21 protein-coding genes are annotated in these 23194 nt (G+C 28.7%); 14 read left to right on the top strand and 7 right to left on the bottom strand.

Annotated features, from left to right (window positions below):
* Window positions 1–59: 59 nt before the first annotated feature.
* The 3 genes from BM335_RS02165 (at window position 60) to BM335_RS02155 (ending at window position 3661) form a co-directional block, all read left to right on the top strand.
* On the top strand, window positions 60–1616 hold the full coding sequence (locus BM335_RS02165) for an NAD(P)/FAD-dependent oxidoreductase (protein WP_090222623.1): 1557 nt from the start codon (window positions 60–62) through the stop codon (window positions 1614–1616).
* Window positions 1617–1717: 101 nt separating this feature from the next.
* Window positions 1718–2971 (top strand): DEAD/DEAH box helicase, encoded by a 1254-nt coding sequence (locus BM335_RS02160; protein ID WP_090222622.1) that lies wholly within the window; start codon window positions 1718–1720, stop codon window positions 2969–2971.
* A 75-nt stretch (window positions 2972–3046) separates the two neighbouring features.
* Complete coding sequence (locus BM335_RS02155; RefSeq protein ID WP_090222621.1) at window positions 3047–3661, top strand: fumarylacetoacetate hydrolase family protein; 615 nt, start codon at window positions 3047–3049, stop codon at window positions 3659–3661.
* A gap of 27 nt (window positions 3662–3688) precedes the next feature.
* Here the strand turns inward: BM335_RS02155 and BM335_RS02150 are convergent, their stop codons facing one another.
* Genes BM335_RS02150 through BM335_RS02130 form a run of 5 tightly spaced genes read right to left on the bottom strand, consistent with a single transcriptional unit; the run spans window position 3689 to window position 9059 of the window.
* Window positions 3689–4918 carry an ABC transporter permease gene (locus BM335_RS02150; RefSeq protein WP_090222620.1) on the bottom strand — a complete coding sequence of 410 codons (1230 nt, stop codon included), beginning with the start codon at window positions 4916–4918 and terminating at the stop codon, window positions 3689–3691.
* Window positions 4919–4920: 2 nt separating this feature from the next.
* Complete coding sequence (locus BM335_RS02145) at window positions 4921–6099, bottom strand: ABC transporter permease (protein WP_090222619.1); 1179 nt, start codon at window positions 6097–6099, stop codon at window positions 4921–4923.
* Complete coding sequence (locus BM335_RS02140) at window positions 6092–7084, bottom strand: HlyD family secretion protein (protein WP_090222618.1); 993 nt, start codon at window positions 7082–7084, stop codon at window positions 6092–6094. Before BM335_RS02140 ends, BM335_RS02145 begins: the two co-directional genes overlap by 8 nt.
* A gap of 7 nt (window positions 7085–7091) precedes the next feature.
* Window positions 7092–8474 carry a TolC family protein gene (locus tag BM335_RS02135; RefSeq protein WP_090222616.1) on the bottom strand — a complete coding sequence of 461 codons (1383 nt, stop codon included), beginning with the start codon at window positions 8472–8474 and terminating at the stop codon, window positions 7092–7094.
* On the bottom strand, window positions 8475–9059 hold the full coding sequence (locus tag BM335_RS02130) for a TetR/AcrR family transcriptional regulator (protein WP_177219133.1): 585 nt from the start codon (window positions 9057–9059) through the stop codon (window positions 8475–8477).
* Between the two features lie 111 nt (window positions 9060–9170).
* Between BM335_RS02130 and BM335_RS02125 the strand changes: the two genes are divergently transcribed.
* From BM335_RS02125 to BM335_RS02115, 3 genes are read left to right on the top strand one after another with little or no spacing between them, the layout of a single operon-like run.
* Window positions 9171–9743 (top strand): pentapeptide repeat-containing protein, encoded by a 573-nt coding sequence (locus BM335_RS02125; protein WP_090222611.1) that lies wholly within the window; start codon window positions 9171–9173, stop codon window positions 9741–9743.
* Window position 9744: 1 nt separating this feature from the next.
* Window positions 9745–12066 (top strand): GH92 family glycosyl hydrolase, encoded by a 2322-nt coding sequence (locus tag BM335_RS02120; RefSeq protein WP_394332761.1) that lies wholly within the window; start codon window positions 9745–9747, stop codon window positions 12064–12066.
* Window positions 12067–12075: 9 nt separating this feature from the next.
* Window positions 12076–12702 (top strand): class I SAM-dependent DNA methyltransferase, encoded by a 627-nt coding sequence (locus BM335_RS02115; RefSeq protein ID WP_090222605.1) that lies wholly within the window; start codon window positions 12076–12078, stop codon window positions 12700–12702.
* Here the strand turns inward: BM335_RS02115 and BM335_RS02110 are convergent.
* Window positions 12699–13463 (bottom strand): MBL fold metallo-hydrolase, encoded by a 765-nt coding sequence (locus BM335_RS02110; protein ID WP_177219132.1) that lies wholly within the window; start codon window positions 13461–13463, stop codon window positions 12699–12701. The genes BM335_RS02115 and BM335_RS02110 overlap by 4 nt on opposite strands.
* Window positions 13464–13846: 383 nt before the next feature.
* Between BM335_RS02110 and BM335_RS02105 the strand changes: the two genes are divergently transcribed.
* The 7 genes from BM335_RS02105 to BM335_RS02075 all read left to right on the top strand — a co-directional run bounded on the left by BM335_RS02105 (window position 13847) and on the right by BM335_RS02075 (window position 19958).
* Window positions 13847–14962 carry a Re/Si-specific NAD(P)(+) transhydrogenase subunit alpha gene (locus tag BM335_RS02105; RefSeq protein WP_090222600.1) on the top strand — a complete coding sequence of 372 codons (1116 nt, stop codon included), beginning with the start codon at window positions 13847–13849 and terminating at the stop codon, window positions 14960–14962.
* Window positions 14963–14965: 3 nt separating this feature from the next.
* On the top strand, window positions 14966–15274 hold the full coding sequence (locus tag BM335_RS02100; RefSeq protein ID WP_089376657.1) for an NAD(P) transhydrogenase subunit alpha part 2: 309 nt from the start codon (window positions 14966–14968) through the stop codon (window positions 15272–15274).
* Window positions 15274–16662, top strand: coding sequence for an NAD(P)(+) transhydrogenase (Re/Si-specific) subunit beta (locus BM335_RS02095; protein WP_090222598.1), 1389 nt, complete (start codon window positions 15274–15276; stop codon window positions 16660–16662). The genes BM335_RS02100 and BM335_RS02095 overlap by 1 nt, the downstream gene beginning before the upstream one ends.
* A 121-nt stretch (window positions 16663–16783) precedes the next feature.
* Entirely contained in the window at window positions 16784–18238 is a 1455-nt protein-coding gene (locus BM335_RS02090) for a nicotinate-nucleotide adenylyltransferase (protein ID WP_090222595.1), read from the top strand.
* Between the two features lie 57 nt (window positions 18239–18295).
* Window positions 18296–18838 (top strand): RNA polymerase sigma factor, encoded by a 543-nt coding sequence (locus BM335_RS02085; RefSeq protein ID WP_090222592.1) that lies wholly within the window; start codon window positions 18296–18298, stop codon window positions 18836–18838.
* A gap of 33 nt (window positions 18839–18871) precedes the next feature.
* Window positions 18872–19492 (top strand): hypothetical protein, encoded by a 621-nt coding sequence (locus BM335_RS02080; RefSeq protein ID WP_090222589.1) that lies wholly within the window; start codon window positions 18872–18874, stop codon window positions 19490–19492.
* Window positions 19493–19502: 10 nt separating this feature from the next.
* On the top strand, window positions 19503–19958 hold the full coding sequence (locus BM335_RS02075) for a sensor of ECF-type sigma factor (protein WP_143102371.1): 456 nt from the start codon (window positions 19503–19505) through the stop codon (window positions 19956–19958).
* A 28-nt stretch (window positions 19959–19986) separates the two neighbouring features.
* Here BM335_RS02075 and BM335_RS02070 read toward each other — a convergent pair whose 3' ends face one another.
* Window positions 19987–21612, bottom strand: a complete 1626-nt coding sequence (locus BM335_RS02070) for an ABC-F family ATP-binding cassette domain-containing protein (protein WP_090222583.1) — start codon at window positions 21610–21612, stop codon at window positions 19987–19989.
* A gap of 157 nt (window positions 21613–21769) precedes the next feature.
* On the opposite strand from BM335_RS02070, the gene BM335_RS02065 reads away from it, so the two are divergent.
* On the top strand, window positions 21770–23161 hold the full coding sequence (locus BM335_RS02065; protein ID WP_090222580.1) for a hypothetical protein: 1392 nt from the start codon (window positions 21770–21772) through the stop codon (window positions 23159–23161).
* The last annotated feature ends 33 nt before the right edge of the window (window positions 23162–23194 follow it).

Here is a 23194-nt window from a genome sequence, read left to right as displayed (position 1 = left end):
CCTTTTGCCATTTATACTTCTATACCAATTTCATCAAAAAAATAAGTAATTTTGCAGCTATGATTCAAAACATTCAGCTTAGAGTTTCTATTAAAGAAGAAAAATTAGAGGGAATTTTAGTTTTTAAATGTGCCCAACAATTAGGTATTTCTAAAAACGAAATAACAGCCGTTAAAGTATTGCGTAAATCAATTGATGCACGTAAATCACTAATATTTTTCAATTACAAAGTAGCTGTGTACATTCAAGAAAAACCTTCCGAGACACCTGAATATATTTTTGATTATAAAGATGTTTCCAAATCCAAGGAAGTTCATATTATTGGTTTTGGTCCAGCAGGAATGTACGCCGCATTGCGTTGTATTGAATTAGGTTTTAAACCAATTGTTTTAGAACGTGGTAAAAATGTACGGGACAGAAGAAGAGATTTACGTGCCATAAATCAATTTCATATTGTAGATGAAGATTCCAATTATTGCTTTGGCGAAGGTGGTGCCGGAACGTATTCTGATGGAAAATTATACACCCGAAGTTTAAAACGTGGCGATGTTCGTAAAATATTTGAAAACCTTGTGTATCACGGAGCAACAGATCAAATTTTGGTGGATGCGCATCCTCATATTGGCACTAATAAATTACCAAAAGTTGTTAAAAATATTCGAGAAACCATTTTAAAATATGGTGGTGAAATTCATTTTGAAAGCAGAGTTACTGATTTTATCATCAAACAAAATAAATTAGTTGGATTAAAACTTTTAAATGATAAAGAATTTCATGTAAATGCGGTTATTTTAGCAACAGGCCATTCTGCACGAGATATTTATTATTTATTGCATAAAAAAGCAATTTCTTTAGTAGCAAAATCTTTTGCAATGGGCGTTCGTGTGGAACATCCACAAGAAATTATAGACTCTATTCAATACCATTGCAAAGGTAAAAGAGACGAACTTTTACCAGCAGCTTCATATAGTTTAGTGCAACAAGTTAATGACCGTGGCGTGTATTCATTTTGTATGTGTCCAGGTGGATTTATTGTTCCTGCAGCAACAGCTAATGGTGAAGTGGTTGTAAATGGTATGTCGCCATCAAAAAGAAATAATTTATTTGCAAATTCAGGAATGGTGGTTGAAATTAATGTTGATAAAGATATTGCTAACTACGAAAAATTTGGCGTATTAAAAGGCTTAGAATTTCAAAAAAATATAGAAAAAATGGCTTTTGAAGCTGGTGGAAAAACACAAACTGCTCCAGGACAGCGATTAGCAGATTTTGTGGAAGGCAGATTATCAAAAAACTTAAACCCTACCTCCTATCAACCAGGTTTAAATTCAGCACCACTTCATACCTTATTACCAAATTTAATTGGCAATAGATTAAGAACTGGTTTTAAAGCATTTGGACAAAAGATGCACGGTTTTTATACCAATGAAGCCAATATCATAGGTGTTGAATCACGAACATCTTCTCCTGTTAAAATTCCGAGAACGGAACAATTAGAACATCCAGAAATTGAAGGATTATACCCTTGCGGTGAAGGTGGCGGATATGCTGGTGGAATTATTTCTGCAGCAATGGATGGCGAACGTTGTGCAGAAGCAGCAATTAAAAATTTATAAGATTTAAAAAAATCATTAAACGTATTGATTATTAACAACTTATGATTAATTGCGAATATTAAAACAATTAACCTACCTTTGCGCCCAATTAAAAATAATACATGACATTTCAAGATTTAGAATTAATAGAGCCTTTACAAAAGGCCATAAAATTAAAAGGATATACACATCCAACCCCAATTCAAGAACAAGCAATTCCAATTTTATTAAATAAACACGATTTATTAGGCTGTGCTCAAACAGGAACAGGAAAAACCGCAGCTTTTGCATTACCAATTTTACAACAAGTTTTTTTAAATAAACAACAACACAATAAATACAGAAAAATAAAAGCCTTAGTACTTACGCCAACTAGAGAATTAGCCATTCAAATTTCAGAAAATTTTACAGAGTACGGTAAATTTACTGGACTAAAAAATAGTGTAATATTTGGTGGCGTAAAACAAGGTGCTCAAACCCAAGAATTAAAACGAGGCGTTGATATTTTAATAGCAACACCTGGAAGATTGTTAGATTTAATGGGGCAAGGTTTTATTTCATTAAAAGATATAGAATATTTTGTATTGGATGAAGCCGATCACATGTTAGATATGGGTTTTATTCACGATATAAAAAAAATTGTAAAAAAATTACCTGTTGATAGACAATCACTTTTTTTCTCGGCAACAATGCCGCCTGAAATTATTGATTTATCAAAAGAAATTGTTGGAAATCCTAAAAGAATTACTATAAAACCAGAACAAGCTACTGCTGAAAAAGTTGAACAAGCAGTGTTTTTTGTTGAAAAAGCAAATAAAACAAAACTATTATTACACTTATTAGAAAGTAATGAACCTCAATCTACATTAGTATTTTCAAGAACGAAGCATGGGGCCGATAAAATTGTAAAGTTTTTAGCAAAATCATCCATAAAAGCAGAGGCAATTCACGGAAATAAATCGCAAGGAGCTAGACAAAGAGCGTTAGGGAACTTTAAAAATAGTGATACATTTGTTTTAGTTGCAACTGATATTGCAGCAAGAGGAATAGATGTTGACGATTTAGCGTTGGTTGTAAATTACGATTTACCAAATATTCCTGAAACTTACGTACATAGAATTGGAAGAACTGGAAGAGCTAAAGCAAGCGGTATTGCCTTATCGTTTTGCGCAACTGATGAACGTCCTTTTTTAAGAGATATTCAAAAATTAATAAACCAAACTATTGAAGTTGTTGATCATCCTTTTAAAGAAGATGGCGCTACTAATCCAACAGAAAAACCTGTACATACAGCACATAAACCTTCAAAAAATGCTAGAAAAAAAACTGCAAGAAGAAAAAATGACAGCTTTAAAAGGTTTCCAAAAAACAATTAGCAATAATGCTTTGTATTTCAATTTTAATTAATTTTACTAGGTGTTAAATTCAATAATTAAAATCATACATTTAAAATGAAAATACTTGCAATTGGGAAGAATTATGTAAACGATGTAACTGAAATTTTTTCAAATAAAAATGGGCAACAAATTATTTTTTCAAAGCCAGAATCTAGCCTTGTTACTAATAATAAAAATGTTGAATATCCAGATTTTACAAGCAATTTAATTTACGAAGCTGAATTAGTAATAAAAATTGGGAAAAAGGGTAAAAAAATAAGTGAAAGTGATGCTGTAAGCTATATTTCGGAGATTGGTATTGGAATAGATTACACTGCAAAAGATATTTTTGATGCATCTAGAGAAGGAAAAGGACCTTGGGATTTAGGAAAAGGTTTTGATGGTGCGGCTCCTATTTCTTCATTTAAAAATATTTCAAATTTTAAAGATATAACAAACATTAATTTTGGATTAAAAATTAATGGAAAAGAAATGCAAAAAGGAAATACAAGCTTAATGATTTATAATTTTAGCGAGATAATTGCTTTTGTTTCTAAATTTATGACATTAGAACCAGGTGATTTAATTTTTACTGGAACACCAGCACACGGAACTGGTAAAATATTGAAAGGTGATCATTTACAAGCTTCTATTGAAGGTGAACTACTTTTAGATTTTAAAATGGTTTAAATTCATATTAAAAGAGATTGTTTAATATTAAACAATCTCTTTTTTTGCAATTAAATTTAAGTGATTAAATTCTTTTAAAGCTCTAATTTTTAATGAAATAGCAGCAAAAACAAAATAAATAGCTGTTAAAATCCATAAATGATTCCATTCATTAATTATTTCTAAAAAAGATGCTTCCATTTGTGTTAATCTCACAAATCCATTAATTCCTGGTGTTGAAGGAATTATTTTTGAAATTAGTTGATAAAATTCTGAAAAGCTTTCTATAGGAAAAGACAAACCACTTAACATTAAAGATGGAATAGAAAGCAATACTAAAAAAACAATGGAATCTTCCCTTCTTTTAAACAATGCACTAATAGTAATTCCTAAAAATACCACTGAAAATACATACGGAATTATAAATATATACATTAAAAGTAAAGAAGACCGCACTGGTATTCCAAATAAAGCATACACAATACCAACTTGAATAGGAATAATTACCATAAAAATTGCAGTGTACAAACAAGCTTTGGCTAACAACACAGGAATTGTTCCTCCTTTATGCAATAACCTCGGAAAATTGGTATGTGTAGTTACTGTTTCTCTGCGTGATCCGCTTAAAATACCAATTCCCATTAACAATACTAACTGAACAATTAAGGCTGTTAAAACAGGAATTATATATGTTGCATAACCGGCTGTAGTATTAAATAAACTTGTAGAAATAGCTTGAATAGGCGTATAATTTTCCTGAGCTTTAGCAACAGAAACACCTTTTGCCATTTCCTTTTTTATAAAAATACCTGCACTAAAATACCCATTAATGGTTGTTACATCTCCTAAAATTCGTTTATAAAAAACCATATTAGAAGCATCCGAAAAAGTTGTAATTACAACTTGTTTACCACTTCTTATATTTTTTTCAAAATCTTTTGGAATAATTACAATTCCCTGAACATTTTTTGAATAATAGGCTCTTTTAGCTTCTTGTAAATCTGTATAGGTTGAAATTGCTTTTGTACCTTCAGTAGCATCTAACATAGCAATATAATCTCTACTCATTTTTGTAGCATCCTGATTAACAATTGCTACCGGAACTTCTTTAACTACTTGATTTGAATATATATACGTGTAAACAACTAAAATAATAATAGTTACAGAAAGAAATGTGCTTATAACTGCTTTATCAGATTTAATAGACTTCCACTCCGTTGAAAATGTATTCCAGAAAGAGATTTTTGCTTTATAATATAATTTGAATAAATTTTTCATTTTTAAATATTATGATTAAATACTCCTTTTGAAAACAATCTTTTTAATTTAAACCAACCTAATGAAACTGGCACAATACACAAAACCACTAAAATAATAAGCGGTTTTAATGAATAAAATACTGGAAATCCTCGTTGAGATTGATCTAATAATAATTCAAAAAAATGTGTAAACGGAAAAATTTGACTCAACCATTGCAATACTTTTGGCATTCCAAAAATTGGAAAGGTTATTCCTGAAAATGACAAACTAACAGCTGCAAAACCTGATCCTATAGTTAAAGCTTCTCTAAAACTGCTACTTACAGCAATAAAAAATAATGCGTATGATTGATTTGCAATAATTAATAACAACAATCCAACTAAAACAGCTAATTTATTTCCAAAAAATGGAAAATCTTGCCAAACATACATACTGAAAAGCGTCATAATACCAACTAATAAAAACCAAACAGTATAAGGCAATACTTTTCCTATAATTATGGCTGATAAATTTCCTTCCGTAATATTTAATAATTTATTTCCTTTACTATACTTTAAATCTGCTCCAAAACAATAAATGGTTGTTAACATTACAAATATTTGGAAAAACATTGCCAAAAAACCTGTATTTAAGTAGTACGAATAATTTGTATACGGATTTGACAATACATGATTGTTTGAAACAATTGGTTGATAATTAACCTTTGCTTGTTGTATTGACACTCCTTGTTTACGTTGTTTTTCAATATTAATACCTGCTGAAATAGTTCCAATAACTTTTCTAAACGCTTTATATTCTAATCCTCCTGGCAACAATAAATTACTGTTATATTGATTGATAATATGTACTTGTTTACCACTTTTTAAATCTGCTTCAAAATTTTGAGGAATTGTTATTACACCATACACTTTTCCCAACCGCACCAATTCTTCACCTTTTTGTTGATTTAAAGGAAAGTAATTTACTTCAATTTCCGGTGCTGCATCTAATTGTGCAATTACATTTCTTGAAATTGCAGTATGATCTAAATCTACTACGGCAATAGGTAAATTCCGCGCTACACCTTCACTTAACAGCGTATTAAAAAACAATATTGAAACAAACGGAAGTACAATTGCAAAAACAAAAGTAGAGCTACTATTAAATAACAATGCCACTTCTCGTTTTGCAATTCGTAAAGATGGTTTTAGTTTACTCATCAAATTGAGAATAATCAATTAAAATACTCATTCCTGGTCTTAAATCTACTTCTTTTGAAACAGGAACAGCTTTAATTTCAAAAGTTCTTACATCAAAATCTCCAGTTGCTTTAGTAGCGTTCCAAGTTGCGTAATCAGCTAAAGCAGCTATATAATAAATTCTAAATTTTACTTTTTTGTTATCTAAAGCAGGAATGGTTGCTTCAAAAATTGCATCTTTTTTAAAGTTAGATAAACTTGTTTCTTTAATATTTAAAACCGCATAACTATTTGCTAAATCTACCAAATGAACAACAGGATAACCGGCTCCAATTAATTCACCTTCTTCAGGTAAAAAATTAAGAACTTCAGCATCTATTGGCGAAACAATATTTCGTTCATTTTTATAACCTTCCAACTCAGACAAAGCTCCATCTGCTTGTTTCACTAAGGCTGTTGCAGCATCAATATCTTCGTTTCTAGCTCCTTTCATTGCCATTTGATACATACTTAACGCAGCCTCTTGATCTTTAATAGCTACTTCTTTTTTAGCAAAAACTTCATCACGCTGTTGTTCAGATATAACGCCATCTTTAAATAAGTTTTCCATACGTGCAAAGGTTTTTTTCATAACATTGGCAGCTGCAGTTGCTTTTTCATACACACTTTTTGCAGCTCTTATTTCTTCTACACGCGCACCGTTAGTTGCTTTATTTTTTTGAGCATTTGCTGCTTCTCTTAAAGCCAAAGCTTGTTGTTCTTTAGCCATAATTTCTGGACTTGTTAGCGTTGCTAATAATTGTCCTTTTACAACACTTTCACCTTCTTTTACTTGAAAAGAATTAATTCTGGTAGGTATTTTAGCAGATAAATAAATTTCTTTAGCTTCAATTCTACCTTGTAAAACAAGTGCTTTTGGTTTAGAAATAAACCAAACACCCGATAATACTAAGATGGCAATAATTACAATGCTAATTAATGATTTTATAAATTTTGGATTTCTCATTTTAATTTTAATTTTGATTTAAGAAAGATGCTGTTTTACCTGTAAGTACCATTAACTCACCATAAGCTACATTATACTCAAACAAGGCTTTTATTTTATGTAATTGTATTTCTGATAGTTTTAAAGTAGCGTCAACCACTTCTAAAGAAGTCCCTGTGCCTTCTTCAAAAGCACGTGTACGCATAAATTTTAATTTTTTAGCCAAAGCTTCATCGGCATTTAAACTTTCATATTGTTCTAATTCTTTTTGCATTGTATTGTACAATTTTTCTGTATAAGTTGTTAAATTTAATCTTGCTTGCTTATCAAATTCTTCAACTTGTTCAATTTTATATTTTGATGCTTTAATTTTATGTTCTCTTTGAAAACCGTTAAATAATTCCCACTCAACACCTACTCCAACAAACCATTTGGTATCAACTAGTGGCAAATTATCTTTCCAAAGTATGTACTTTCCCATAACACCAACTTTCGGAAAATAATCACTGTTTTCAACTTTTACACCAACTTCTGCTAATTCATGATTTTTTTCAATAGTTTTTAACTGGTTATTTTCAGTTAACATATCATCTTGAAATTCTTTTAATGGTTTTACAATTGTTGGTTCTTTAAATGTGGTTGCTATTCCTTCAATAGAATTTAAACCAATTAAATTTTGTACAGCTGTAATTGCTAATGCTTCATCTTTTTTTGCGGCTAGTAATTCTCTTTTAGCATTAGATAATGCCACTTTTGCATTTAATGTTTCTACTTCTGGAATTAATCCATTTTCAAAAAACTTAGTTGCCTGGATGTTATGTAATAAAATAACATTGTATACTTCTTGCCTAAGTTGAACGGCTTCTTTTGCTAATTTTAGTTTAAAAAAGTAGTTGATTAAATTGATGGTTAACTCATTTTCTTTAATTTGATGTTTTGTTTCTGTTAACTCTAATTTTATTTCTGAAGCTTTGCTGGCTGCATTAATTTTTCCTCCAGCAAAAATTGGCATAGAAAAATCAGCAGTTGCAAACCCCAAGTTTTTTTCCTGTAAGGTAAAATTCCAATCTCCTAAAACTGTTGCTGGATTGGGAATGCTTAATAAACCTCCCACCATATTTCTTTGTGTATTTAAATCAACTGCAATATCTTCATCTAAATGTAAATAAGTCCCTGATACACCTACTGTAGGTAATCTAAGTCCTTTCGTTGCTTTATGTTCTTCCTCCATAGCTTTTAATTCAAAACTGGAAGCTTTGGCTTCGCCATTGTTAGATAACATTAAATTATATGCTTCTTTTAAAGTTAAGTCTTGAGCATTTGTTACTGTTGTAATAAAACCTAACAACAGTAATAATTTTATAGGTTTGTTACTTAATTTTATTGAACTAAAATTTATAATTGTTTTCATTTATTTTAAAATTTTTAAAATATTTTCTGTAATACTTTTCACATCATTAATAGTTACTTCGTGCTCACCAAATATATTTTTACGTGTAAAATTTATATAATCTACCGGATAAACTAAAATGTGATAATGCAATTGATATGTTGTAATTGTTGATGAAATTTCACCTGCTTCAATTCCTATTTTTTTAATGCGTTCCATTAATTTTAAATTAGCGGTTTTAATTTCATCTGTTGTTAAAAAATTATCATTATGCAATAATTGATAAAAAAATTTAGAAGCAATTGGCTCATTTAAAAAATAAATTACCCTGTTTTGTATAAACGACTCAATCAGTGGTTTTACACTTGTTTGATTAAGTGCTAACAAAAATTCTAATTCTTTAAATAATGAGTTTACTTTATCAAAATACAATTCATTTATCAAATCTTGTTTTCCAGCGTATGTTCTATATAGGTAGCCTCCACTTACATTCGCTTTTTTTGCAATCATAGCTATGGTAGTTGCTTCAATACCTTTTTCTACGATTACTTGCTTGGTAGCTTCTTTAATTCGAAGAATTTTATCTTCATCAATTTTACGTGCCATTTTATATTTTTTGATTTGCAAATTTATGAATAAATATTCATTCATTTAATATTTTGTAAAAAAAAATATACAAAATAGATTGTCGAAAATTAAAATGTTTAAATTTACTATATGAATCAACCATACATTGAAAGCAAAGAATTTAAAGGTAAAAATTATACCAATACACCTTTTGAAACAGCAGATTATGATAATTGCACTTTTTTAAATTGTAATTTTTCAGGAATTCATTTATCTAATAATCAGTTTATTGAATGTCATCTTATTAACTGTAACTTAAGCTTATCTAAAATTAAAAATACAGCATTTAAAAATGTACATTTTGAAAATTGCAAATTAGTTGGATTGAATTTTAGCGAGTGTGATCCCTTTTTACTTGAGTTAAAGTTTACAGAATGTCAATTAAATTTAGCTTCGTTTTATAAGTTAAAATTAAAAAACACCTCTTTTAAAAACTGCCATTTAAATGAAACCGATTTTGTTGAAACTGATTTAACAAACTCTATTTTTGATAACTGTGATTTAAAATTAGCCGTTTTCGAAAAATCTAATCTTATGAAAGTAGATTTCACTACTTCTCGCCACTACTCTATTAACCCAGAAAATAATAATGTAAAAAATGCCAAATTTTCTAGAGATGGTTTGGCTGGTTTATTAGAAAAATATCAACTTATAATTGAATAATATGAAAAACTTAGTAAACATTTACATAACATTGTTTATAACTTGCGTGTACGCAAACAACACTAAAAATTTTATGACTTTAAAAGACTCCATAAAACATAAAAACCTTATTCAGTTTGTAAATCCGTTTATTGGAACTAAAAATATGGGACACACTTTTCCTGGCGCAACAACTCCATTTGGAATGGTTCAATTAAGTCCAGAAACCAATCAACAACCTATGTTTATTGATGGAAAATACAATCCTGACACTTACAAATATTGTGCTGGTTATCAATATGATGATTCTACAATTTTTGGATTTAGTCATACACATTTTAGCGGAACAGGACATTCAGATTTAGGCGATTTTTTAATAATGCCAACAACTGGAAAATTGAATTTAGAACCTGGTAATGCTAATATTCCACAAAGTGGTTATCATTCGCAGTTTTTACACAAAAATGAATTTGCCGAACCTGGTTTTTATAAAGTTGAACTAGATGATTACAATATTTTAGCAGAATTAACGGCTTCAGATAGAGTTGGTTTTCACCAATACACATTTCCAAAATCAGAAGATTCTCATATAATTTTAGATTTAATTTCAAACATTTATAATTATGAAGATAAAAATGTTTGGACGTTTGTTCGAGTTGAAAACGACTCATTAATAACTGGTTACAGACAAACAAATGGTTGGGCGCGAACAAAAAAAGTGTTTTTTGCTATGCAGTTTTCAAAACCTTTTAAAAGCTATGGACACAAAAAATACGACAATGTACAATACAACGGCTTTTACAGACGCTTTAATGAAGAAGAAAACTTTCCAGAAATGGCTGGAAAAAATATAAGAGCTTATTTTAATTTTGATACTGTAGAAAATGAACAAATAAAAATAAAATTTGCACTTTCAAACACAAGTGCTGCTGGAGCTTTAAAAAACTTGGATGCTGAAATTCCACATTGGGATTTTAATAAAACAAAACTTGAAACCCAACAAAAATGGAACGACGAATTAAATAAAATTGTTGTAGAAACTGAAACTAAAGCTGAAAAAGAAACATTTTACACAGCATTATATCACACTATGTTAAGTCCTATTATTTATGAAGATGTTGATGGCGCTTACAGAGGTTTAGATCAAAATATTCATCAATCAGAAGGCTTTACCAATTACACTATTTTTTCACTTTGGGATACTTACAGAGCATTACATCCATTGTTTAATATCATTCAACCAGCAAGAAATAACGACATGGTAAAATCTATGGTTGCACATCACAACCAAAGCGTACATAAAATGTTACCTATTTGGAGTCATTATGCCAATGAAAACTGGTGTATGGTTGGCTACCATTCTGTAACTGTAATTGCAGATGCTATTGCAAAAGAAACTACAAATGTAGATTTAAACCAAGCATTAAAAGCTTGTGAAAACACAGCAAATGTTAGCTATTTTGATGGAATTGGTGACTATATAAATCTGGGTTTTGTTCCTGAAGATAAAAGTTCTTCTTCCGTTTCTAAAACTTTAGAATATGCTTTTGATGATTGGTGTATAGCACAAATTGCAAAAAAAGCTAAAAATGAAACAGTTTTTAATACATTTTTAAATCGTTCTAAAAATTATAAAAATGTATATGATAAAGGTATTGGATATATGCGACCAAAATTAAGCGATGGAACTTGGCGAAAAGATTTTGATCCAATTGATACACACGGACAAGGTTTTATTGAAGGAAACGCTTTAAATTATGGACTTTATGTTCCTCATGAAATAGATAATATGATTGCAATGATGGGCGGAAAAGATAAATTCTCAAATCATTTAGATTATATTTTTAACACAGAAATAGAAGATAAATACATAGAAAAAAACGAAGATATTACACGCGATGGAATTATAGGAAATTATGTTCATGGTAATGAACCAGGACATCATATTCCGTATTTATATAATTGGACAAATCATCCGTATAAAACTCAAGAACGCGTTAGAATGATTATGAATACTATGTATAGTAATGGTGAAGATGGTTTGTGTGGAAATGATGATGCGGGGCAAATGAGCGCTTGGTATGTTTTTAGTGCATTAGGGTTTTATCCTGTAACGCCTGCTTCAAATGATTACGCAATTGGAAGTCCAATGATAAAAAACGCACAAATTAATTTAGAAAATGGTAAAACAATTTTTATAAATACAGTTAATCAAAGTAGTAAAAATGTATTTGTAAAAAAAATAGAAGTAAATGGAAAAAGTATAAACAACTACTTATTAAATTACAACGCAATTAAAAATGGCGGTACCATAACTTTTTATATGGCATCAACTCCAAAATAAATTAAAAAAATGAGCACTACACACTTTGATAAAAAAGCTAAAGATTGGGATAAAGATGTTGAAAAAAGCACAAGAGCCAAATTAATTGCAACTAAAATTGTAAATTATATAAAACCTACAAATCAAATGAATGCTTTAGAATTTGGTTGCGGAACGGGTTTGTTAAGTTTTGCTTTAAAAGATGCTTTTAAAACAATTACGCTTGTAGATTCATCTGAAGGAATGATAAATGTTTTAAAAGAAAAAATTGAAAATCAACAAATTAAAAACTTTAAACCTTTATTGATTGATTTAATAAAAACTCCTTCAAAAATAGAAAAAACCGATGTTATTTTTACCTTAATGACACTTCATCATATTAACAATATTGAGCAAATTTCAAATATATTTCACTCATTACTAAATACAAATGGTTATTTATGTATTGCTGATTTAGATGAAGAAGATGGATCGTTTCATCCAAAAGAGCAAAATTTTGATGGACATTTTGGTTTTAACAAAAATAATCTTGAAACAATACTTAAAAATGCTGGTTTTGAAATTGTACACTATTCCATTCCATATACAATAGAAAATAAAGAAACGGATAAAAAGTATCCTGTTTTTTTAATGATTGCTAAAAAAAATACTGCTTAATTAATTTCCAACACTAATTCATCATAAGCTATAAACACATTTTCTGGTAATATTTTTTCTATTTCGGCATGAAAACCTAAATGATGACTAATATGCGTTAAATATGTTTTTTTTGGTTGTAATTCATTAATTAAATCTAAAGCTTCTTCTAAATTTAAATGAGAATGATGTGGCTTAAACCGAATGGCATTAATTATTAAAATATTTAAATTTTTAAGTTTTTCTTTTTCAGATGCATCAATAGTTTTTACATCGGTTAAATATGCAATATTGTTAAACCTATAGCCAACTATTTTTAATTTTCCGTGATTTATTTGAATAGGTAAAACTGATAAATTATTTAATTTAAACTCTTGATTATCAATAACATTTTGCTGAACACTTGGTGCACCAGGATATTTATTTTCATCGTTAAAAATATAATCAAACCTAAAGGCTAAATTATCCATCACTCTTTTTTGAGCATAAATTGGCACACTTCCTAATTGAAAGCTAAAAGGCCTCAAATCATCTAATCCAGCGGTATGATCTGCATGTTCATGTGTAAATAATACGCCATTTATTCTGGTAACATTGGCACGTAACATTTGATATCTAAAATCTGGTCCGCAATCAATAACATAAGCATAGTTTTCCCATTCTATTAAAATTGAAACACGCAAACGTTTATCTCGTTTATCTTCAGACAAACAAACTGGATGCGAACTACCAATAACTGGAATGCCTTGTGAAGTTCCTGTACCTAAAAATGTGATTTTCAAATTAAATTTTTTATAAAAATACATGAATATTTAAAACTTACTAAACTGCTTTTAAAAAAATATTAATGAAATATTTATTTTTTCAATTCTTTTTTAGCAACAATTATTACACAATTCGCAATTATGTTATTGATTATTAATAATCCATCAAAAATGTGATTTTTATCAACTTTTATAAATTATTAAGTTTATATATTTACTTACTATCAAATTTATTATAATAATGAAGTTATTTTTAACAACCTTAATCAACTTTTATAATATTTTTTTTATGCATTTTATTTTATAAAACTTAATTTAAAACTAGCTTTTGGCTGGTTTTTATTTTTATAAAATAACAACAAATTAATGTTTAATAAACATTTTAATAAAAACTTAATTAAATGAAAATAGGAATATTAAAAGAAACTCAAAAAGGAGAAAGACGAGTATGTATTTCGCCTTCAATTGCAAAACAACTTATAGAAAAAGGTTTTGAAGTAATTGTTGAAGATGACGCTGGTTCAACTTCATCTTTCAAAAATTCAGACTATGAAAAAATTGGAGCAGTTGTTGAAAAAAGAGGCGTAGTATTTAAAGAAGCGCAAGTTTTAGTTAAAATAAATCCTTTTGATGAAGAAGATTTAAAACTGGTTGATGATTCTCATATTTTAATGAGTCAATTATTTCATAAATCACATCCTGAACTAATAAAAGCTATCGCAGAAAAAGGTGCTACAGCATTTTCTATGGATGCAATGCCACGTATTTCTCGAGCACAAGATATGGATGTTTTAAGTTCACAAAGTAACCTAGCTGGCTATAAAGCTGTTATTTTAGGTGCTTATGAAATGACAAAAATATTCCCTTTAATGATGACCGCAGCAGGAACAATAACACCTTCAAGAGTTTTAATTTATGGTGTTGGAGTTGCAGGTTTACAAGCAATAGCCACTGCAAAACGCTTAGGTGCTGTTGTTGAAGCAACCGATATTAGATTAGAAACAAAAGAACAAACGGAATCTTTAGGTGCTAAATTTATAACCGTTGATAATACTGGCGAAGAAAAAGCTGAAGGTGGTTATGCCAAAGCAGCTTCTGAAGATTATATTAGAAGACAAAAAGAAGCAGTTAACAAATCTTTATTTCAAGCTGATTTAGTTATCACTACAGCAATGGTTCCAGGAAGAAAATCTCCAATTTTAATTACCGAAGACCAAATTAAGCAAATGAAAAATGGTGCTGTAATTATTGATTTAGCTGCAGCTCAAGGAGGTAATTGTGAATTAAGCAAATTAAACAAAACAGTAATTGAACACGGAGTAAAAATTATTGGAACAACCATTTCTCCTGAAAGCGTTTCTACAAATGCAAGTGATTTATACGGTAAAAATATGTTAAATTTTATAAAACATTTAACTGAAGAAAATAAATTTAAGTGGGATTTAGAAGAAGAAATAACAGACGAAACTTTAATTGTTAAAGATGGAATAATTAGAAAAAACGGTAAAACTGAATAAAAAATGACAGAATTTATAGATTTTATTAGCAATAACCTCCAAATGATATACATAGTTATATTAATGATATTTGTTGGAGTTGAAATAATTGGCCATGTTCCTGCAGTATTGCATACACCATTAATGTCTGGGGCAAACGCAATACACGGAGTTGTAATTATTGGTGCAATTTTAGTAATGTTAGGCGCTGAACCAGATAATATTCTTGCATTATCTCTGGGTTTTGTGGCTGTATTACTTGGTACTTTAAACGTAGTTGGTGGATTTGTTGTAACCGACCGCATGTTAGAAATGTTTAAAAAGAAAAAATAATGGAATATATATTTAGTCTCGAATTTATTTACTTAATAGCATCAGTCACCTATATTTTAGGATTAAAAATGCTTGGACATCCTGAAACCGCAAGAAGAGGAAATTTAATTGCTGCAGCTGGTATGACAGCTGCAATTTTTGGTACAATTTTTTTATACCAAGGTGAAGTAGCTAACATAATTTATATTTTAATTGCAATAGCCATATTGATTGGAACAGTCATTGGTTGGATGGTTGCTAAAAAAGTAGGAATGACCAAAATGCCTGAACTAGTTTCTCTATTTAATGGTATGGGTGGTGCAAGTGCCGCTTTAATTGGCTTAATTGAATTCCATCATTACATTGGCGATCAACTTTCAATTTTAACAATTATTGCAGGAATGATTATTGGAAGTGTTTCTTTTTCTGGTAGTATGATTGCCTGGGCAAAATTAAATGGAACATTAAATAAACCTTTAAGATTGCCACAATACAACATTATAAATAATATTTTCCTATTAGGTATAATAGGATTTGGTGCATACATTGTATTTAGTGGTTCTGATAGTTCTCTGTTTTTATATGCGTTATTTTTTGCAGCATTAGCCTATGGAGTGTTATTTGTTTTACCAATTGGAGGTGCAGATATGCCTGTTGTTATTTCTTTATTGAATTCATTTACAGGATTAGCGGCTGCATTTGGTGGTTTTTTATACGGAAATATGGTAATGTTAACTGGAGGTATCCTAGTTGGATCAGCAGGTACCATTTTAACACTTGCTATGTGTAATGCTATGAATAGACCTTTATCCAACGTTATTTTTGGAGCTTTTGGTGAAAGTAGTAGTACTCCAGGTGCTGGAGGCACTATTGAAGGAAGTATAAAAGAAGCTTCTGCAAGTGATGTAGCCATCTTAATGAATTATTCAAGAAAAGTAATTATTGTACCTGGCTATGGTTTAGCCGTTGCTCAAGCACAACATATAATTCATGAATTAGAACAACTTTTAGATAGCAAAGGAATTGAAGTAAAATATGCAATTCATCCAGTTGCAGGTCGTATGCCTGGTCATATGAATGTTTTATTGGCAGAAACCAATGTTGATTATGATAAATTGGTAGAAATGGAGGACATTAATCCTGAATTTAAAAGCACGGATGTAGTCTTTGTTGTTGGAGCGAACGATGTTGTAAATCCAGCAGCCCATAACGATCCTTCAAGTCCAATTTACGGAATGCCAATTTTAGATGTTGAAAATGCAAAACATATAATTGTAAATAAGCGAAGTATGAAACCTGGTTATGCAGGAATAGAAAATGAATTATTTTATAATCAAAAAACATCAATGTTATTTGGTGATGCAAAAGCAGCATTAACTAAACTTGTCGCAGAATTAAAAAACATGTAAATTAATTAAATTCATTGTTTTAAAAAGGGCTAACAATATTGTTAGCCCTTTTTATTTTCAGAAAAATTAAGCTTGTAACTCTCATTTTTTATTAATTTTGCATCAAACTAAAAAAAATCATATGCCGTTACAGTTAAAAGGTGATGTTATTTATAACGAAATTCCTTCAAGTAAAGACAAAGCACTAAAAATAAATTTAAATAAATTCATTTATGGTACCTTTTCTGAAATTGGTGCTGGTCAAGAAACTGTTCGTCATTTTTTTAGAGCTGGTGGTGCTTCAGGAACTATTGCAAAAGCAATGAGCGCTTATGATAAAGATTTTTCCGACTCTATTTATGGTATTGAAGAAGACGGAAGATATGTAACTGAAATTAGACTTAAAAAAATGCTTTCGCATGAAATTGAATTAACTGAAGACAGGTTAAACAGAAAACACCACCCAGGAAAAATTTTCTTTTCATACGCAAATACTGTAACAACTATAGATTTTGCAAGAAAATTTAAAGGACATGGTTGGGTTGGAATTAAATTTCAACTTGATCCTTTAGAAGAATATAATGAAATTATACTTCATATCAGATTTAAAGAAACTGATGCCAAACTTCAACAAGAAACACTTGGTATTCTTGGTGTTAACTTAATTTATGGTGCATATTATTTAAATGATAAACCTAAAGAACTTTTAAAATCGCTTTATGATAATTTACATAAAGTGCAGATTGAAATTGATATGATTAATTTTTCGGGACCTCGATTTTCATATGTTGATAACCGATTAATGAGTTTATTATTGGTTAAAAATGGCATGACAAATGCCGTAATGTTTGGACCTGATGGTAATAATTTATTACCTGCACAACAATTATATAAAGCAAATATATTGGCATTAAGAGGTAGTTTTAGACCGGTAACAAAAGTAAACATGGATATGTTTAACTCAGCCGAAAAACTATTTTTAAAAGAAAGTAGAGTTGAAAAAGATAATACAAAAATAATTTTTGAAATAACGCTTACCAACCTAAGTGCTGAAGGAGAAATTGATGAAAGAGACTTTTTAGAACGTGCTGAATTATTATGCTCATTGCATCAAAATGTAATGATTACTAATTTCCAAGAATATTACAAATTGGTAGAATATTTTTCAGAATTTACAAAAGCACGTATTGGTTTAGCAATGGGTGTTTCTAGTTTTGTTCAAATTTTTGATGAAAAATATTATAGAAATTTAAGTGGAGGAATATTAGAAGCATTTGGAAAACTGTTTTTTAAAGATTTAAAAGTTTACCTATACCCTCTAAAAGATCAACGAACTGGTGAAATTAGAACCAGTGAAAATTTAAAAGTGCATCCACGTATGAAAGAATTATATAAATTCTTTAAATACAATGGACGTGTTGTAGATATTAAAGATTACAATCCTGAAATTTTAGATGTATTTTCTAAAACTGTATTAGAAATGATAGCCAAAGGTGAACATGGATGGGAAGAAATGCTTCCAAAAGGAATTGCAGAAATAATTATTGAAGAAAGACTATTTGGTTATTCTAGAAGAAAATTTGCCAAACTTAAATAATTTCTTTTTCATTAAACCTTTACTAGTTTTAACAGTCTAATAATAAACTATTAGTAGGTGATTAACGAAAAAATATTAGTAGAAAATCTGAAAAACCCTAAAAGACAAGAAGAAGCTTTTAGAGAACTTATGGGTTTATACAAAAAACGATTATATTGGCATATTCGTAAAATTGTATTATCACATGATGATACTGATGATGTATTACAAAACACTTTTATAAAGGTTTTTAAAAATATTCATGCATTTAATGAAGATAGCAAATTATATTCGTGGATGTACAGAATTGCTACAAATGAGGCGATAACTTTTATCAATCAAAAAGCAAAAAAAAGAAACATTGAATTAAGTGATTTACAAATTGAAATGGCTAATAACTTGCAATTTGAAAATGATTTTACCGGAGACGAAATACAACTACTTTTACAAAAAGCTATTGTAACATTGCCACACAAGCAACAACTGGTATTTAATATGAAATATTTTGACGAAATGAAATATACAGAAATGTCTGAAATATTAGAAACATCGGTAGGCGCATTAAAATCATCTTATTTTCATGCTGTAAATAAAATTGAAGAATATTTAAAATCGCATTAAACCATTATTCAAAAAGTTTGTCTTAATATTAAAATGAAAACAAAAAAACTACATAAAATTGCACCAACTTTAAGTAGTATCAAAAAAGATACAGGTTTTCAAGTATCCGAAAATTATTTTCAAACTATTGAAGATGGCGTTTTTGCAGCTATTTCCGAAAAAAAATTAGTTAATATTAAAAAATCAGAAAATTTTAAAGTTCCTGATAATTATTTTGAAAACACTGAAGATGTGGTACTTACTAAATTGAAATCAGAATTACTTGAAAATAAAAATAATTCAATACCAGAAAATTATTTTGAAAATTTAGAAGATCGTGTTTTTACAAAACTCAATAAAAAACAAAAAGTTATTTCTTTTAGAAAAAATACGTTTAAATATGCTGCCTCTTTTGCTATTGCTGCATCATTAGCACTTATTTTTATATTGACCCCATCAAATAAAGGTTCAGAAATTACTTTTGACTCTTTAGAAACATCTGAAATTGAACAACTTATTCAAAATGGATTAATTGAGGTAAACTCTGTAACATTATCTTTAGCTTTTCCTGATTTTGAAGTAGACAATAGCCTAAATAATAACAGTATTTCAAATGAAGATTTATTAAATTATTTAGACTCTCAAAATATTGAAAATTTACTTATTGAAAATTAAAAATATACCAATGTTTAAAAAACTTATAATAATAATTTTACTTATTGTTTCAACAAATTCAATATTTGCACAACAATTTAGGCAAAAAATTTACCTATTAAAATCATCGTACATTACAAATGCCTTAAGCTTAACACCTAAAGAGGCTGAAAAATTTTGGCCAGTATATAATTTATATTCTGATAAAATTCATGAATTAAAATTTGAACTTGAAAATAATTTAGACAAGAAATTATTAAAAAATGGAAACTTGGAAGCACTTTCTGATAATGATGCTGAAAAATACCTCAATAATTCGTTACAAATGGAACAAGAAATTGTAACTCAAAAAATAAAAATGCAAAAAGAATTATCTAAAATAATTTCGGCTAAAAAAATAATACTACTTCAAAAAGCTGAAAAAGATTTTAATAGACGAATGTTACAAGAATATGGCCGAAGAAAAGGAATGATGAAAAACCAATAAAAAAGGGAGCAAATTGCTCCCTTTTTTATTATGAATATAATTGATTTCTTAAATCTTTAATTTTAGGGTCGTCTAAATACTCATCAAAAGTTGAATACCTATCAATAACACCTTTTGGTGTAATTTCTATAATTCTGTTTGCAACTGTATGTGCAAATTCGTGGTCATGAGTTGTAAAAATTACGGTTCCTTTAAAATTACTTAATGAATTATTAAATGCCTGAATAGACTCTAAATCTAAATGGTTTGTTGGTTCGTCTAACATTAAAACATTGGCTCTAATCATCATCATTCTAGACAACATACATCTTACTTTTTCACCTCCCGAAAGCACATTACATTTTTTTAACGCTTCTTCTCCACTAAAAATCATTTTACCTAAAAATCCTCTTAAAAAAACTTCTTCACGCTCCTCTTCAGTTTTTGCATATTGACGTAACCAATCTACTAAATTTAAATTAGAATCTTTAAAAAACTCTGAATTATCAAGTGGCAAATATGATTGTGTTGTAGTTACACCCCATTGAAATTTACCTTTATCAGCTTTATCATGTCCATTTAAAATTTCATAAAAAGCTGTAACTGCTCTTGAGTTTCTTGAAATTAAAGCAACCTTATCTCCTTTATTTAAGTTAAAGCTAATATCATTAAATAACACTTCTTCTTCTGTTGATTTTGATAAGTGTTCAACATTTAAAATTTGGTCACCAGCTTCTCTTTCTCTTTCAAAAATAATTGCAGGATATCTTCTACTTGAAGGTTTTATTTCATCAATATTTAATTTTTCAATCATTTTTTTACGACTGGTTGCTTGTTTAGATTTAGCAACATTTGCAGAAAAACGACGAATAAATTCTTCTAACTCTTTCTTTTTATCTTCAGCTTTTTTACTTTGTTGCGCACGTTGTTTTGCAGCTAATTGACTTGACTCGTACCAAAATGTGTAGTTTCCAGAATAATGATTTATTTTACCAAAATCAATATCAGAAATATGTGTACAAACAGCATCTAAAAAGTGACGGTCATGCGAAACAACAATAACGGTGTTTTCATAATTTGCTAAAAAATTCTCTAACCAACCTATAGTTTCAAAATCTAAATCGTTGGTAGGCTCATCCATAATTAGCACATCAGGATTTCCAAATAATGCCTGCGCTAATAAAATACGCACTTTATCTTTCCCTTCAATTTCACTCATTAACATATAATGCATATCTTCTTTAATGCCTAAAGAAGACAATAAACTAGCTGCATTACTCTCTGCATTCCAACCATTCATCTCTTCAAATTCAACACCTAATTCTCCTGCTTTTATACCATCTTCTTCAGAAAAATCTGGCTTTGCATATATAGCATCCATTTCATTTTTAAGATCATATAATTTTTTATTCCCCATCATAACGGTATCTAAAACTGGAAATTCATCAAAAGCAAAGTGATTTTGAGAAAGTACAGACATACGTTTTCCTGGATCTAGATTTACATGACCTGAGGTTGGATCAATTTCTCCTGAAAGAATTTTTAAGAATGTTGATTTTCCTGAACCGTTGGCTCCAATTATACCGTAGCAATTACCTATAGTGAATTTTGTATTAACGTCGTCAAACAAAATTCGTTTACCGAATTGAACTGACAAATTTGATACTGAAAGCATGTTGTGTATTTATTTTTAAATTTTTGCAAAAGTACTAAATTAGATTTACTAAAAATTGCATAATCAAAAGTTAATTTTGTGAATTTTCTTGTTATTTAACAGCATATTAACAAGTAAAAAAAGAATATGTATGTATTTTTGTTTCAATTCAATCTCAATGAAATATTCAATTCACATTATAGCAATTTTACTTTTAATTAGTTGTAATACAACTAACAACAAAGATTATTTAACCTATTTTGGAGGTGAAATTATAAATCCAAAAGATAGTTTTGTTGTTCTTTTAAAAGATGATAAAATTATTGATACACTTCAGCTTGATAATAAAAATAGATTTATTGCAAATTATAAAAACTTAAATGAAGGGCTTTATACTTTTAAACATGGTATAGAATTTCAGTATATTTATATTGAACCTACAGATAGTATTTTAATTCGTTTAAATTCTTGGGATTTTGATGAATCCATAGTTTTTAGTGGAGATGGTAGCAGTAAAAATGAGTTTTTAATCAACTTATTTTTACAAAATGAAAAAGAAGAAAGAGCCATGTATCAATATTTTAGCTTAAATGAAGTCGCATTTTCAAAAAAAATTGATTCATTATTATTAGAAAGACAATCAATTTTTAATGAATTTTCATCAACTGAAGAAAATATTTCTGAAGGATTCCAAAAACTTACCGAATCGGCTATTAATTTTCCATTATATAGGTTAAAAGAAATTTATCCTTACTATCACAAAAAGGCTTTAAATCTAGATACGTTTCCTGATTTAAATAATGATTTTTATAAATTTAGAAACAACATAAACTTTAATGAAGAAGATTTAATTTCATTTTATCCTTATCAAAATTATGTAGTTAGCTATTTATACAACTTAAGTTATCAATTAATTGAAAAAGATAGCACTAAAAATAATTTAACAATAAATATTTTAAACGCTATTGATGATAATATACAATTGCCTGAATTTAAAAACACGCTTTTAAAACGGGTTGTTGTAAATGATTTTTTAAAAAGTGAATCTTCTTGTACTATCCATGAGCCAACATTAAACTTATTTTTAGAAAAATGTACCAATGAAGAATACAAAACTCAGGTTAAAAATTTAGTAAATGATAGTAAAGCTGTTGAAACTAACAAACCATTAATTAGTTTTGATATACAAACAAGCAATGATGAGATTACAGATATTAATAAAGTAATAAAAAATAAAAATGCAGTGATTTATTTTTGGACTACTGAATTTATGTCAACCGAATATTTAGTAAATAGAATAAAATACCTTAAATATAAATTTCCTTCAATTTTATTTATTGGTATTAATATGCAAACCACATTTAAAGAAATTAAAACCGAACCTCATTTAAAAAAGTTGGATATTCAGCAACAATATAAATTACCAAAAACAAGTGCAGCCTACTCTTTTTTAACAAGTTATTACCCAAGAGTTATTATAGTTGGTAAAGATGGTCTTGTAAAAAATGGCTTTACTTATTTGGATTCCAAGAAATTAAATTCAGAATTAGTAAAATTAGAATTAAATTAATATTTTGTTGGTGGTATTAAAATTAGCCGTACC

This window comes from Lutibacter maritimus (assembly GCF_900116115.1).
GTDB classification, from domain to species: Bacteria; Bacteroidota; Bacteroidia; order Flavobacteriales; family Flavobacteriaceae; genus Lutibacter; species Lutibacter maritimus.
Note: the sequence above shows the minus strand (reverse complement) of the source record. Positions and strands in the feature narration are given on the sequence as shown.

Excerpts from the sequence above, each read along its gene's own strand:
- BM335_RS02080 (WP_090222589.1), top strand. The coding sequence starts at position 18,872 with ATGAAAACAAAAAAACTACATAAAATTGCACCAACTTTAAGTAGTATC.
- BM335_RS02125 (WP_090222611.1), top strand. The coding sequence starts at position 9,171 with ATGAATCAACCATACATTGAAAGCAAAGAATTTAAAGGTAAAAATTAT.
- BM335_RS02090 (WP_090222595.1), top strand. The coding sequence starts at position 16,784 with ATGCCGTTACAGTTAAAAGGTGATGTTATTTATAACGAAATTCCTTCA.
- BM335_RS02140 (WP_090222618.1), bottom strand. The coding sequence starts at position 7,084 with ATGAGAAATCCAAAATTTATAAAATCATTAATTAGCATTGTAATTATT.
- BM335_RS02115 (WP_090222605.1), top strand. The coding sequence starts at position 12,076 with ATGAGCACTACACACTTTGATAAAAAAGCTAAAGATTGGGATAAAGAT.
- BM335_RS02155 (WP_090222621.1), top strand. The coding sequence starts at position 3,047 with ATGAAAATACTTGCAATTGGGAAGAATTATGTAAACGATGTAACTGAA.
- BM335_RS02130 (WP_177219133.1), bottom strand. The coding sequence starts at position 9,059 with ATGGCACGTAAAATTGATGAAGATAAAATTCTTCGAATTAAAGAAGCT.
- BM335_RS02065 (WP_090222580.1), top strand. The coding sequence starts at position 21,770 with ATGAAATATTCAATTCACATTATAGCAATTTTACTTTTAATTAGTTGT.
- BM335_RS02135 (WP_090222616.1), bottom strand. The coding sequence starts at position 8,474 with ATGAAAACAATTATAAATTTTAGTTCAATAAAATTAAGTAACAAACCT.
- BM335_RS02145 (WP_090222619.1), bottom strand. The coding sequence starts at position 6,099 with ATGAGTAAACTAAAACCATCTTTACGAATTGCAAAACGAGAAGTGGCA.
- BM335_RS02070 (WP_090222583.1), bottom strand. The coding sequence starts at position 21,612 with ATGCTTTCAGTATCAAATTTGTCAGTTCAATTCGGTAAACGAATTTTG.
- BM335_RS02100 (WP_089376657.1), top strand. The coding sequence starts at position 14,966 with ATGACAGAATTTATAGATTTTATTAGCAATAACCTCCAAATGATATAC.
- BM335_RS02095 (WP_090222598.1), top strand. The coding sequence starts at position 15,274 with ATGGAATATATATTTAGTCTCGAATTTATTTACTTAATAGCATCAGTC.
- BM335_RS02160 (WP_090222622.1), top strand. The coding sequence starts at position 1,718 with ATGACATTTCAAGATTTAGAATTAATAGAGCCTTTACAAAAGGCCATA.
- BM335_RS02075 (WP_143102371.1), top strand. The coding sequence starts at position 19,503 with ATGTTTAAAAAACTTATAATAATAATTTTACTTATTGTTTCAACAAAT.
- BM335_RS02165 (WP_090222623.1), top strand. The coding sequence starts at position 60 with ATGATTCAAAACATTCAGCTTAGAGTTTCTATTAAAGAAGAAAAATTA.
- BM335_RS02120 (WP_394332761.1), top strand. The coding sequence starts at position 9,745 with ATGAAAAACTTAGTAAACATTTACATAACATTGTTTATAACTTGCGTG.
- BM335_RS02105 (WP_090222600.1), top strand. The coding sequence starts at position 13,847 with ATGAAAATAGGAATATTAAAAGAAACTCAAAAAGGAGAAAGACGAGTA.
- BM335_RS02150 (WP_090222620.1), bottom strand. The coding sequence starts at position 4,918 with ATGAAAAATTTATTCAAATTATATTATAAAGCAAAAATCTCTTTCTGG.